At 63.0% G+C, this 13473-nt stretch carries 8 protein-coding genes; 1 reads left to right on the top strand and 7 read right to left on the bottom strand.

The genetic code is table 11. From position 1 onward, the window contains the following. Positions 1 to 40 precede the first annotated feature (40 nt). Positions 41 to 1075, bottom strand: a complete 1035-nt coding sequence (gene purM, locus Q1X90_RS01490) for a phosphoribosylformylglycinamidine cyclo-ligase (RefSeq protein WP_300765883.1) — start codon at positions 1073 to 1075, stop codon at positions 41 to 43. Positions 1076 to 1149: 74 nt separating this feature from the next. Next, complete coding sequence (purF, locus tag Q1X90_RS01495; protein WP_300765884.1) at positions 1150 to 2676, bottom strand: amidophosphoribosyltransferase; 1527 nt, start codon at positions 2674 to 2676, stop codon at positions 1150 to 1152. A 181-nt stretch (positions 2677 to 2857) separates the two neighbouring features. Here purF and Q1X90_RS01500 point away from each other — a divergent pair, with 181 nt between their 5' ends. Further along, positions 2858 to 5692 (top strand): HAD-IC family P-type ATPase, encoded by a 2835-nt coding sequence (locus Q1X90_RS01500; RefSeq protein WP_300765885.1) that lies wholly within the window; start codon positions 2858 to 2860, stop codon positions 5690 to 5692. Between the two features lie 168 nt (positions 5693 to 5860). On the opposite strand, the gene Q1X90_RS01505 is transcribed toward Q1X90_RS01500, so the two are convergent. The 5 genes from Q1X90_RS01505 to Q1X90_RS01525 all read right to left on the bottom strand — a co-directional run. Beyond that, positions 5861 to 9631 (bottom strand): phosphoribosylformylglycinamidine synthase, encoded by a 3771-nt coding sequence (locus tag Q1X90_RS01505; RefSeq protein ID WP_300765886.1) that lies wholly within the window; start codon positions 9629 to 9631, stop codon positions 5861 to 5863. Between the two features lie 123 nt (positions 9632 to 9754). Continuing rightward, positions 9755 to 10513 (bottom strand): phosphoribosylaminoimidazolesuccinocarboxamide synthase, encoded by a 759-nt coding sequence (gene purC, locus Q1X90_RS01510; protein ID WP_300765887.1) that lies wholly within the window; start codon positions 10511 to 10513, stop codon positions 9755 to 9757. 76 nt (positions 10514 to 10589) lie between these two features. Continuing rightward, positions 10590 to 11873 (bottom strand): formate-dependent phosphoribosylglycinamide formyltransferase, encoded by a 1284-nt coding sequence (gene purT / locus Q1X90_RS01515; protein WP_300765901.1) that lies wholly within the window; start codon positions 11871 to 11873, stop codon positions 10590 to 10592. A gap of 223 nt (positions 11874 to 12096) precedes the next feature. Further along, entirely contained in the window at positions 12097 to 12570 is a 474-nt protein-coding gene (locus Q1X90_RS01520; protein ID WP_300765888.1) for an ATP-binding cassette domain-containing protein, read from the bottom strand. Continuing rightward, positions 12543 to 13473, bottom strand: a 931-nt coding sequence (locus Q1X90_RS01525) for a hypothetical protein (protein WP_300765889.1), incomplete at its 5' end; no start/stop codon positions are given. The genes Q1X90_RS01525 and Q1X90_RS01520, both read right to left, overlap by 28 nt.

Raw genomic sequence — 13473 nt, forward strand, 5'->3', positions numbered from 1 at the left:
ATCCATGTCCTTCCGTTGCCTGTCATGAGAATGCCGACGTTCATCGCAGCTCGACGTCTGCGTCCGTGCGGGTGACCACATCGCCGATCACGAATCCGGCGACGCCGCTGCCGTGGAGAAGCGCGAGGGTCTCGTCGGTCCGTGCCGCGTCCACGGCAAGGACCATCCCCACACCCATGTTGAAGACGTTGAACATCTCCGCGTGTGGAATCGAACCGGCGCCCTCGATAACCGAGAAGATCGGCGGCACATTCCATGATGATGTGTCGATCCGCGCGGCGAGCGAGGATGGCAGCATGCGTGGGATGTTCTCGATGAATCCGCCGCCGGTGATGTGTGCCACGCCTTTGACCAGACGGGCTTTGAACAGTGGCGCCAGCGCCTTCACGTAGATGGTCGTCGGGGTGAGGAGAACGTCTCCCAGGGTGCGGCCGTCCAATGCGTCCAGTCTGGTGGAGGCGTTGTACCCGGCGACGTCGAAGAGCGCGTGGCGGACCAGGGAGAATCCGTTGGAATGCACTCCTGATGACGGCAGCGCGATAAGGGCGTCGCCGTTGGCGATGGCGGAGCCGTCGACAATGGACGACCGCTCGGCTACGCCCACGGAGAATCCCGCGAGATCGTACTCGTCGGGCGAGTACATTCCCGGCATCTCCGCCGTCTCACCGCCGATCAGGGCGCATCCCGCCTCGACACATCCGTCGGCCACGCCCGAGACCACCTGTTCGAGAAGACGAGGATTGTTCTTCCCGCAGGCGATGTAGTCGAGGAAGAACAGCGGCTGCGCCCCCTGCGCGGCGATGTCGTTCACGCACATGGCGACGCAGTCGATTCCGATCGTGTCGTGCCGGCCCACCATCGAGGCGAGCATAAGCTTCGTCCCGACGCCATCGGTGCCGGAGATGAGGATGGGGTCCGAATATCCTAGGGACGCGAGGTCGAAAAGACCTCCGAACCCTCCGATACCGCCCATCACTCCGGGGCGACCGGTGCGCTCCACGTGGGATTTGATGCGTCGGACGACCTCATAGCCCGCTTCGACGCTCACTCCGGCTTCCTCATAGGCCTGTGGCATGGCACGCTACCTTTCGCTTGTGGTTGATGATGGGCGGACGGGACAGGAGTCCGTCGGATGGTGTGAACCCGCTGTCATGCGTTGGCATGGGCGGGGGAGTCGACGTGCGCCGTCATGAACTCGTTGCCTTGGTACAAGCTCGACTCGCTGGCGAAACGTGGTATGCGGACCTGATCCTCGGGCGTGAGCGACTTGAGGAAGTCCTCCTCGTAATCGTCGAGCGCCGTTGGGTAGTCGCCGTTGAAATACGCCACGCACAGGCCGCCGTACGGAGCGTCGGCATGAAGTCCGATGGCCTGGATGAGGCCGTCGAGCGAGAGAAAAGCCAACGAGTCGGCTCCGATGTACTGCCGGATCTCCTCGACGGATTTCTTCGCTGCTATCAGCTCCTTCGTCGTTTGGATGTCGATTCCGTAGAAGCAGGGGTATTTTAGGGGTGGCGACGAGATGCGCATGTGCACTTCGCGGGCACCGGACTCGCGCAGAAGCTTGACTATGCGTCGGGAGGTCGTGCCACGGACTATGGAATCGTCCACCACGACGACGCTTTTCCCTTCCACGACGCCGCGGACGGCCGAGAGCTTCATCCTCACGCCCTGCTCGCGAAGCTCCTGGGTGGGTTGGATGAACGTTCTGGCCACATACTGGTTCTTGATCAGACCCATCTCGTTGGGAAGACCGCTGGCCTCCGCATAACCCGACGCGGCCGACAGCGAGGAGTTGGGAACGGCGATCACCATGTCGGCGTCCGCCGGCGACTCCTTGGCAAGCAGCGATCCCATCCGTTTGCGCGCGGAGTGAACGTTCACGCCATAGATGTTCGAATCAGGACGTGCGAAATAGATGAACTCCATCGAACAGATGGCCAGCTGGGTGTTGTCGGTGTAGCGCTCGATCCGGTATCCGGAGTCGTCGACCACAACGATCTCGCCGGGGCGGATATCACGCACGAGACGGGCTCCGACGATGTCCAGAGCGCAAGTCTCCGACGCGAGGACATACGATCCGTTCCTCATACGACCCAGGGACAGAGGACGGAATCCATTGGGGTCGAGCGCGCCGATCATCTCCGTGGATGTCATCAGGAGATACGCGAAGCCGCCGTGGACGATGTTGAGGGCTTCCTTAAGACGGTCCATGAACGTGGATTTGGTCGAGCGCCGAATCAGGTGCATCAGGACCTCGGTGTCGGAATTGGAGTGAAAGATCGCTCCCTCGTCCTCGAGTTTCTCCCTGAGGCTCACGCAGTTCGTGAGATTGCCGTTGTGGCTCAGCGCCACGTCGCCATCATGGAATCGGAACAGGAACGGCTGGATGTTGTCCACGGAGCTTGACCCGGAGGTCGCGTAGCGGACGTGTCCGATGGCGCGGTCGCCTTTTAGCCTGGCGATTTCCGACTCATCGGAAAAAACCTGGGTGAGAAGCCCCAGACCCCGGTGGCCATAGAGCCTTCCGTGGTCGTTCGAGACTATGCCGGCCCCCTCCTGACCGCGGTGCTGCAGGGCGTGCAATCCGAAGTACGTCAGACGAGATGCGTCCGGATGCCCCCACACGCCAAAGATCCCGCACTCTTCATGGATATCCTCGAGTTCAGCCGACAACCTAGGCTCCTTCCACAACCGTGGTCAACGGGGAATCGCACTACCGGCTCACCATACCAACGGCGGACTACATTGACGCGTGCGTCGTCAGCGGAAAGCGATGTTCCGGCTATGTATCCTTTCCGACTGATAAAATCGGCCACGGGCATGACGGTGGGCGAAGGATCGAAAGGAACGGGGAATGAGCATGACATGGACGCCATCCATTCAGGATCGACCGGGGGAGTCTGATGCGCGATCCGGGAGCGATGACTGGGGTTCCAATGAGATCTGGCATTCCCTGGACGCGGAGCGCTCGCTGTCGGCATTGAGAACGACGGATAGGGGGCTGTCCGATGACGAGGCCGCCGGACGGCTGAAGGTCTTCGGCAGGAACCTCCTGCATGAGGCGAGTTCGATTCCCGGATGGCGCCGGTTCCTTGGACAGTTCTCCAGTCCTCTTATCCTTGTCCTCATCGTGTGCGGCGTCATCACCATCGCGCTGGACCATTACGTCGACGCCATCGCGATTTTCATCGTTCTGCTCTTCAATGCCATTCTGGGCTTCTATCAGGAGGACAAGGCGGACAAGGCGGTGGAGGCGCTGTCCTCGCTGTCCACTCCCATGACGCGGGTTCTGCGTTCGGACTCGATGCGGTCCATATCCACCGAATCCGTAGTTCCCGGCGACATCGTGCTGTTGGAGAGCGGCGACCGTGTACCCGCCGACCTGCGCCTCATCGAGGTCAACAACCTTCGGATCAATGAATCCATGCTTACGGGAGAGAGCGACGACGCCAACAAGTCGACCTCCGCGTGCCCGCAGGACGCTCCTTTGGGGGACCGCACGTGCATCGCGTTCTCCGGCACCCTTGTCACAAGCGGACGGGGACGGGGCGTCGTCGTCGCCACCGGCTCGGACACCGAGCTGGGTGAGATCAACGATCTGGTCAACGACACCGACACCATTGCGCCGCTGGAAAGGATCATGCACCGTACCGAAAGGGGCATAGCCTTCGCGGTGATCGTTGTCGCGGCGTTCGTCTTCATCGCCGGAGCCGTGCTGAAGAACGATCCGGCTGGAGCCTTCCTGTCCGCGGTCGCCCTCGCGGTGGCGTCCATGCCCGAGGCGCTGCCCATCGTCCTCACGGTGGCCATGGCCCTGGCCGTGTCGAGGATGGCCAGCCATCACGCCATAGTCCGGACGCTGCCTGCCGTGGAGACGTTGGGGGCCACCACGGTCATCGGCTCCGACAAGACCGGCACCCTCACCCAGAACCGTTTGACGGTCGAATCCTGTGCTCTTGGCACGACGAGTCTGTCGTCGTACGAGGATGTGTCCGGAATTCTGCGAGGAGACGAATCCGCGTCGGATGCGTCCCAAGCGGTGACGGAGGCATGGAGGGGTCTGCTGCGTGCGGCGGCTTTGACCAACGAGGCGGTCCGCTCCACGGGTGATGACGGCGCCCTGCGCTACGAAGGCGATGCGGTCGATGTAGCCATGGCCCGGGCCGCCGATCTGGCCGGAGCGGTGGGAGCCGGCGATTTGGACGCGGATATCGTGCATGAGACGCCGTACGAGCCGGAACTGCGCTATTCCATGACGATTCGTCGGGGGAGCGACGGCGTGCTGACCCAGTATGTCAAAGGCGCTCCCGACAGCATCATCGCCATGTGCACCAGCATGGTCGACGGCGACGGCGTTCGTGTGGATATCGACGTCGATGGACTGCACTCCATGAACATGCGTATGGGTGAGCAGGGGCTGAGGGTTATCGCGGTGGCGTCCCGGACACTCGCGTCCGAGGATGCGGTCGAGGCCGCGGTGCAGCCGTCGCAGCTGTGCTTCCTCGGTGTCGAGGGGATGCTCGATCCTCCTCGTCCGGGCGTGCGCGAGGCCATCGAGGACTGCCGAAAGGCCGGCATCGAGGTGAAAATGATCACCGGAGATCATCCCGTCACGGCAAAGGCCATAGGGGACAGACTCGGTCTTTCGCATACGGAAGAGGCGATCACCGGAGCCGAGATGCTTACCCTCGACGATGAGCAGCTGCGGTCCAGGCTGCGCAAGACGTCCATCGCGGCTCGCGTGTCCCCGCAGGACAAGCTGCGCATTGTGGAGGCTCTGCAGGATGAGGGCGAGACGGTGGCGGTCACCGGTGACGGGGTCAATGACGCTCCGGCGTTGAAGGCCGCCTCCGTGGGCATTTCCATGGGGGAGTCGGGGACCGATGTGGCCCGGGAGGCCAGCGATGTGGTGCTGACCGACGACAATTTCGTCACGATCACCAAGGCCGTAGCCCAGGGACGCGTGACTTTCAAGGCCATCCGAGGATCGGCGTTCTTCCTTCTGTCCACTGCGGTGGCCGCGATGATCGCTGTTGGTGTGAACGTCGTCTCCGAAATGCCCTTGCTGTTCATGCCGCTGCAGATGCTGTGGATCAACATCGTCACAAATGGCGTGCAGGACATAGCATTGGCCTTCGAGCCGGGACAGGGGGACGAGCTTGACCGGCCGCCTCGGGGACGGTCGGAGGGACTGCTGTCCTCGGCGCTTTGGGGTCGGACGGCCATATGTGGGTTGTGGATGGGAATGAGCATCCTTGTTCTCTTCCGCGTTCTGATCGACAGAGACTACGATGACACCACCGCGAGAACGATGGCGTTGACGTTGCTGGTGCTCTTCAACTTCTTCATGTCGATGTCCGCGCGGTCGGAGACCAGATCGGTGTTCGTCATGAATCCCCTGAAGAATCCGTTCCTTCTTACCGCCGCGGTTATGGCTCTCATTCTTCACGCGGTGGCCATGGTGGTTCCCGTGATGGCGTCCGCTCTGGGCATGACGGCATTGACGGGGGCCCAATGGGCGGTGTGCTGGGCTCTGGGCGCGACGGTGCTGATATTCAGCGAGGGCGACAAGGCCGTCAGAGCGTTCCTCGCCCGGCGTGGCCACGACAGCGCGCGTTCCGGAATGAAGGCGGTGGGACGGGTGGCGCACCGCAACATCGTGGCCATGCTCCGCGGGGATGCGCGCTGACCGCTGATCTCGCGCAGCGCCTGGTCCGCGCGTCTGACGAGCCACGTCAGCGAGGCGTGGAGCGGCATGGCGGATGGTAGGTAGTCGTGAGATACGCGGAGCCCGCTTCACATTGCTGAGTGAAGCGGGCTCCGCGCGGACTTGAAAAGGTTGTCTTGTTTTGAACCGTCAGGCTGCGAAGTACCGCACTCCCGCCTCGAACAACGGCTGATGGATGTCGCCGGGGACGTTGCGGTATAGGTCCTTGCCGGTCCGTTCCGAATGTCCCATCTTGCCGAGCACGCGGCCGTCCGGGCTGGTGATGCCCTCGATGGCGAGAAGCGAGCCGTTGGGATTGACGTCAAGGTCCATACTGGGCAGGCCATCCGCGTCCGCGTACTGGGTCGCGATCTGTCCTCCCTCGACGAGCGAGCGCAGCATCGGTTCATCCGCCACGAACCGTCCCTCGCCGTGTGATATCGGAATGGTGTGGATATCACCCACGGACGCCAGCGACAACCACGGGGAGAGGTTGGATGCCACGCGGGTGCGGACCAGTCGGCTTTGATGGCGTCCGATCGTGTTGACGGTCAGAGTCGGGGATGTGCGATCCGTGTCGACTATGTTGCCATAGGGGACCAGCCCCAGCTTGATCAGCGCCTGGAAGCCATTGCAGATTCCCAGGATGAGGCCGTCCCTGTTCGACAGAAGGTCGCGCACGGCGTCCGTCACTTCGGGGGATCGGAAAACCGCTTCGATGAATTTGGCGGATCCGTCAGGCTCGTCGCCGGCGGAGAACCCTCCGGGGATCATGATGATCTGGCTGTCGCGGATCGCGTCGGCGAAGCGCCTGGTCGACAGCGCGACATCGGACGGAGTGAGATTGTTGAACACGAGTGTGCTCGGAACGCCTCCAGCGCGGTTCCAGGCTGCGGCGGAGTCGTATTCGCAATTCGTTCCAGGAAACACCGGGATGATAACCCGCGGGCGTGCGATGGGCGCGACGGTGCGGGTCGCGGGATGTCCATCGTTGAAGGAGATGGGTTCCACCGCGTCGCCCCGGCCCTGATAGGGGAACACCGAGGAGATGCCGTTCTCCCAAACCTCCTGAAGTTCCGCCAGGTCAAGGGTCTGCGAGGACACGCGAAGCGTGTAGTCCTGCGTGGTGTGGCCGATCGTTCCGTGCTCCACCCTGTTGGACATCGTCGGCAGGGAGGCGTCGTCGGAGAGCTCGATGAAGAAGGAGCCATACGCCGGTGTGAACAGGTCGTCCGAGGAGATTGAATCGTCCATGTCGAGGCCGATGCGGTTTCCGACCGTCATAGTGAACAGCGCGGCCGCGCTTGCTCCGTATCCGGGTGTCGAGATGGCCAGCGCCCCACGGGTGGAGGTGAGCTCCTCGATCACATCCATGACTTCGATCAGGGAGTCCGGATCCGGCGTCAGGCCGTCCGCGCCCAGACGTGCGGCGATGCGGACCACTCTGTGTCCGGGGGCCTTGAACTCGGGGGACACCGCGTTCGACGCAGTCCCGACGGCCACGGCAAAGGAGATCAAAGTGGGCGGGACGTCGAGGTCCTCGAAGCTTCCGCTCATCGAATCCTTGCCGCCGATGGCCGCGACACCCAGATCGACCTGTGCGGTGAGAGCTCCCAGCACCGCCGCGGCCGGACGGCCCCAGCGCTCGGGAACGTCACGCAGTTTGCCGAAATACTCCTGAAGGCTGAGGTAGGCGTCCTCTCGGCGGAATCCCGTGGCGACGAGCTTGCATAGCGATTCCACGACGGCGAGATAGCCGCCGGTGTATTGGTCGGCCTCCATGATGTAGGGGTTGAATCCCCACGCCATGGCCGATGCGGTGGCTGTCTCCCCATCCACGGGGAACTTGGCGACCATTGCCTGGGCTGGAGTCAGCTGGGTGCGTCCGCCGAAGGGCATGAGGACGGTGCCGGCCCCGATGGTCGAATCGAAACGCTCCGAAAGGCCCTTGTTCGAGGCCACGTTGAGATCGGACAGCAGTGTGGCCATTCGGTCGTGGAGGGACTGCGCAGGTCGCGGATCACCGTCGCCTGAACGCATGGTCAGCGCCGGCCCGGAGAATAGGCGTCCATCGTACCGCCCACCCCTCTCGATGTGGAGGTCCTGGCTTTTCGGCGCGCCGTTGGAGGCGAGGAAGTCGCGGTCGAGGTCGACGATGACGTCACCCCGCCACGTCATGCGCATGCGTCTCTCCTCGGTGACCACCGCGATGACGGAGGCCTCGAGATTCTCCTCACGGGCGTAGGAGAGGAACTCGTCGATGTCGTCGGCGGCCACATCCACGGCCATGCGCTCCTGCGACTCCGAGATGGCCAGCTCCGTGCCGTCCAGACCGTCGTACTTCTTGCTGACCCTGTCGAGGTCGATGGTCAGGCCGTCGGCGATCTCACCGGTGGCCACGGACACGCCGCCCGCACCGAAATCGTTGCATCGCTTGATCAGACGGCAGGCGTCGCCGCGCCTGAAAAGGCGCTGCAGCTTGCGCTCGATGGGGGCGTTGCCCTTCTGGACCTCGGCACCGCACTCCTCGAGGCTGTCGATGTCCTGCGCCTTCGACGCTCCTGTGGCCCCTCCGATGCCGTCGCGGCCCGTGCGTCCGCCCAGCAGGATGATGCGATCGCCGGGGGTCGGGGTCTCGCGTCGGACATGATCGGCGGGAGTCGCGCCCACGACGGCCCCGACCTCCATGCGCTTGGCGACATAGCCGGGATGGTAGATCTCGGACACCTGGCCGGTGGCCAATCCTATCTGATTGCCATAGGACGAGTATCCATGCGCGGCCGTGGTCACGATCTTGCGCTGCGGCAGCTTGCCGGGAAGCGTCGTCGACAGGGGTGCGGTGGGATCGGCGGCGCCGGTGACGCGCATCGCCTGGTACACGTACGAGCGGCCTGAGAGAGGATCGCGGATGCATCCGCCGATGCAGGTGGCCGCGCCGCCGAACGGCTCGATCTCGGTGGGATGGTTGTGGGTCTCGTTCTTGAAGAGGAAGAGCCAGTCCTGGTCCTCGCCGTCCACGTCGACCTCGACCTTGACCGTGCAGGCGTTGATCTCCTCCGATTCGTCGAGATTCGTCAGAACGCCCTCGCGCTTCAGCCATTTGGCGCCGATCGTCGCCATGTCCATCAGACATATCGGACGGTCCTCCCGGTCCAGCTCGCGCCGCATGGCCAGGTAGCGGTCGAAGGCCGCCGCCACGACGTCGTCGTCGATGCGGATGTTCTCCAGATGGGTCCCGAACGTGGTGTGGCGGCAATGGTCCGACCAGTAGGTGTCGATGACGCGGATCTCGGTGATGGTGGGCTCGCGTCCCTCCTCGCGGAAATGGCGCTGGCAGAATCGCGCGTCGGCCAGATCCATCGCCAGACCGCGTTGCGCGATGAACTCCTCAAGCCCCGAGTCGTCCAGTGCGGTGAAGCCGTCGATGACCTCGACGTCCGCTGGCGTGGCGGTCTCCATGGCGAGGGAGTCGCGGGTCGCCAACGATGCCTCGCGCGCCTCGACCGGGTTGATCACATAGTGCTTGACAGCGTCGATCTGATCGGAGTCCAGCGTCCCGGACAGGACATAGACGCGGGCCGTGCGGACCGTGGGACGCTCGCCCTGGCTGATCAGCTGCACGCATTCCTCGGCGGACGCGGCACGCTGATCGAACTGGCCGGGAAGGTATTCCACGGCGAACACCGCAGCGTCGCCGAAGTCGGGAAGGGCGTCCGACACGTCATCCACCTGCGGTTCGCTGAAAACCGTGGGGATGGCCCTGGTGAAAAGCCCGTCGTCCATGCCCTCGACGTCATACCGGTTGATGATGCGCAGACTCGACAGCTCGGTCAGCCCCAGAACGTCGCGCAGCTCCTCCTGCAGCTGCCGAGCCTCGACGTCGAAACCTGCGCGCTTCTCCACGTACACGCGAAAAACCACTGTTGCCCCCTGTTGTCATTCGTACCGGTGTTGTCGATCTGTTGGCGTCGTCCGTGTCGTCGACTGCGGGACATGGGCCGTGGTCGTCAGGGGAGCGGTCTCCCTGCGGACACGGTCCATATGCTATTCCTGTTCGGACTCGGCGATGCCTTCGGAGGCGGCGAGACCGTTGAGTCTCGAAAGAATCTCCTCATAGGCGGGGATGATGTTGCCCAGATCGCGGCGGAAGAGGTCCTTGTCCAGATGCTCGATGCGGCCGCTGCGGTCCTTGAGATCCCACAGCCTGCAGGTGTCGGGCGTGATCTCGTCGGCCAGAAGGATCGTGCCATCGGACGTCGTGCCCTCCTCGATCTTGAAATCGACCAGCTGGACCTCGATGGCGGAGAAGATGTCGAGAAGCGCCTGATTGACGGCGCGGGCCTGCCGCGAGATCTCGGAGAGCTGCTCCTCGGTCGCCAGTCCCAGGGCCACGATGCCATCGTCGTTGATGAACGGGTCGCCAAGATCGTCGGATTTCAGGCAGAACTCCAGGATCGGCTTCGACAGCGTGGTGCCTTCGGCGACTCCGTACCGCTTGGCGAACGATCCCGCGGCGGTGTTGCGCATGATGATCTCCAACGGGAACATCGTCATCTTGCGTACCAGCTGTTCGGTGGCGGAGATGCGCTTGATGAAGTGGCTGTCCACGCCGCGGGCCTTGAGTAGTTCGAAGACCAGCGAGGTGATGCGGTTGTTCAACTCGCCCTTGCCTTCGATCTGAGCCTTTTTGGCGCCGTTGCCGGCCGTCGCCTGATTCATGTACTCGACCCAGAGCACGTCAGGATCGTCGGTAGCATACATTTTCTTGGCTTTGCCCTTATAGAGCTGTTCCAGTTTCTCCATCGATCGCCTTCCTACGAGATTACGAGATGGATAAGTGAACTTGCGGGGCTTCATCCTAACAAGGACGTATTACAACTCAGCCGACGGTGATGGTCAGCGCGTCGGCCACCGCGCCGGCCCTCGCCCGGGCGTCCTGCACGTCTTTGCCGATGGCCAGTGAGACCGCCATCCTGCGATGCCCGTGGACGGCCGGTTTATCGAAGATGCGCAGGTCGGTGTCCGGTTGCGCCAAGGCGCGGGGCACATCGGTGAAGGCCGCAGACCCTTCGCCCGACACGACGATGGCATGGCTGGCGGCGACTTCGCCGGGCCGCAGGATCAGCGCGGTATGGCCTGAAGTGATGGGCAATCCCAGCACGGCGCGCGCATGCAGCTCGAATTCGTTGAGTCGCTGTGAGGTCATGGTCACCATGCCGGTGTCGTGCGGCCTGGGGGAGACCTCGTTGAATAGCACCGCGCCACTGTGAAGCACGAAGAGCTCGACGCCGAACACGCCCCAGCCCCGTTCGCCGGATCGGTTGGCTTCCTGTACCAGACCGAGCACCGCCGTGGAGGCGATGCGTCGGGCCGTGTCGCGCACGGCGGGATCGACGACCGCCGGCTGCCACGATTCGCGGTAGTCGCCGTGGTCTTGCACCTGCCCGATGGGTTCGCAGGTGACCACGCCCGCGCTGGAGCTTACGGTCAGTACCGTCAGCTCATACGCCAACGGCGCCAGCGCCTCGACGATAACCCGTGAGATTTCGTCGCCGTGTGCCGCTCTGCGGCCGGTCTGTGCCTCGGTCCATGCCGCGTCGAGTTCCTGCGCGGTGCGGACCACGGATTGGCCGTGTCCGGAGGAACTCATGATCGGTTTGACCACGCAGGGGTATCCGACGGTCCCGGCACCGGATCGCAGTTCCTCCAGCGAGCCTGCGAAACGATACGGCGTGGTTGGCAGTCCAAGCCGTTCGTGGGCCAGCACGCGCAGCCGTTCGCGATCCATGCAGATCGCGGCGATGTCGGAACTCGGCACGACCTGGATGCCTGCGGCCGCGGCCCGGGCCAGTTCGCCGGTCGCGATGGCCTCGACCTCGGGGATGATGATGTCCGGTGCGACCTCGTGGATGAGATTATTCAGCAGCTGCGGCTGTGACATGTCAAGCACACGGTGTTCGTGGGCCAGTTGGGCGGCCGGTGCGCCCTCGTAGCTGTCCGCGGCACATACCCAGGCGCCCAGACGCATCAGCGCGATGGTGATCTCCCGGCCCAGCTCGCCCGCACCCAGCAGCAACACACGGGTTCTGGATTCACCCAGCGGGCTGCCCAACGGTCTGTCCTGGGGCTCGTTGGCCGCAGACGGCGGATCGGATCGTGTGATGTGTGGCCCAGAAGCCGGTTGGTCGGCACCATGCAAAGTCATACGTTCATTGTGCCATTGAGTCGCTACGTGGACGGAAGTCGGGGGCGGTATCGCCGCGTCGGTTTATTCGCCGATGGTTCGTGAGATGATCCTGATCGAATCCTGGTAGCGGGTGGCGCACGCCGGAGACATAGGTCAGCGCCGCGTCGAGGTTTCTGCCTTTGGCGGTGATTAGTTTCCATCATTCGCTGTCGCTCACGGGATGGTTGACATTGAGCGTTGTGTCGCACGCGTCAATAACGGTGTGGTCGTGCGTGGCGATGAGTATGGTGGCGCCTTGGTCTGCCATGGTTCTGAGGGTATCGATGACCATGCTGGAGTTGGCGTCGTCGAGCGCGCCGGTCGGCTCGTCGGCCATGATGATGTCGGATTGCTTGACGATGAGACGCGCGAGGGCCACGCGCTGCTGTTCCCCACCGGAAAGCTCATAGATGGGCCGTCGCTCATAGCCGCTCAGACCCACCGTATCGAGGGCGGACGCCTGCCCGGCTTTTTTCGCTTTCGTCAGGCGGCCGGGTCCAAGGGCGATGCGCAGATTGAAGGATACGGTGGCGTTCTCGACGAGCGCGTAGTTCTGGAAGAGGTAGCCTAGACGGGTTCTTCTATATCGTTGGCATGCGCCGGAACTTATGCCGATGAGGGGCCGACCATCCAAATCAATGGATCCGGAAGCGGGTTTTTCCAACAGTCCGATGCAGTTGAGCAGAGTGGTCCGGCTATGGGAATGATGAGACGCAGAACGCCGATGGTGGGGCTCTCGGCAACTCCCGCGGTGGTAAGGGATCCGAGAATGGCCCAGAGCCCGACGCTTACCCCGACGACTATGAAGGTGGTCATCATCGCGTCAAAGGTGAACAGACGTCGGAACATGGTCGGATACCGCCATCCGCTGATGCGCGCGGCGAAGATGAACTGCGCTCGGCGGCGGGTATATACCACGGCCAATCCAATGGTCGTGACCAGGGTGGCTGACAGACCCAACAAGACGTTGAGGATGCTGGTCGCCAGCGACAGGTGGGCAGTCGCAAGGTCCTCCGCAGCGTTTTGGGCTGCCGGACTGATGCCCAGCACATCCCGGGTCAATTGCGGCCTCGCCTTCATGTCTGCGATGGCCTGGCGTGTATTCATCGCAAGGATGCTTCCCCACGTCGTATATCCGTAGTAGTCACCATCAGGGAGGAAAGGTGTATTCGTGGGCAGAACAACCAGGATCGGGTCTTGGATTACCGACTCGGGCTGGTATCCTCCTGGGAGTGTGCGAATATCAGCAGTGGTGTAAGTGAAACGCTTCTGCCCTGCCGGCGCGGCGACCACGTCGATGCTGGGTTTGGCGTTGCGATCGGTTGTGCTGTACTGCCCGCGTGAGTCCATATCCTTGGCGATCACGTCGATTATCTGTGCTTTCTCGTCTATATAGGACTCGGGAATCACGATTGTTACCCCCGTGCTCTGGCGAGGAGCGTGAATTCTTTGACCACGGGTATCGGTTACCTTCTGCAGACGCAGGTAGGCGTCATTCACGTAGAGGACGTCATGGGGTTGACCATGGAGGGTCAGG

It is taken from the genome of uncultured Bifidobacterium sp., assembly GCF_949292005.1.
Classification (GTDB): Bacteria; Actinomycetota; Actinomycetes; order Actinomycetales; family Bifidobacteriaceae; genus Bifidobacterium.

Bases quoted from the DNA above. Each gene is read 5' to 3' on its own strand.
- purM (WP_300765883.1), bottom strand. From the start codon at position 1,075: ATGCCACAGGCCTATGAGGAAGCCGGAGTGAGCGTCGAAGCGGGCTAT.
- purC (WP_300765887.1), bottom strand. From the start codon at position 10,513: ATGGAGAAACTGGAACAGCTCTATAAGGGCAAAGCCAAGAAAATGTAT.
- Q1X90_RS01500 (WP_300765885.1), top strand. From the start codon at position 2,858: ATGAGCATGACATGGACGCCATCCATTCAGGATCGACCGGGGGAGTCT.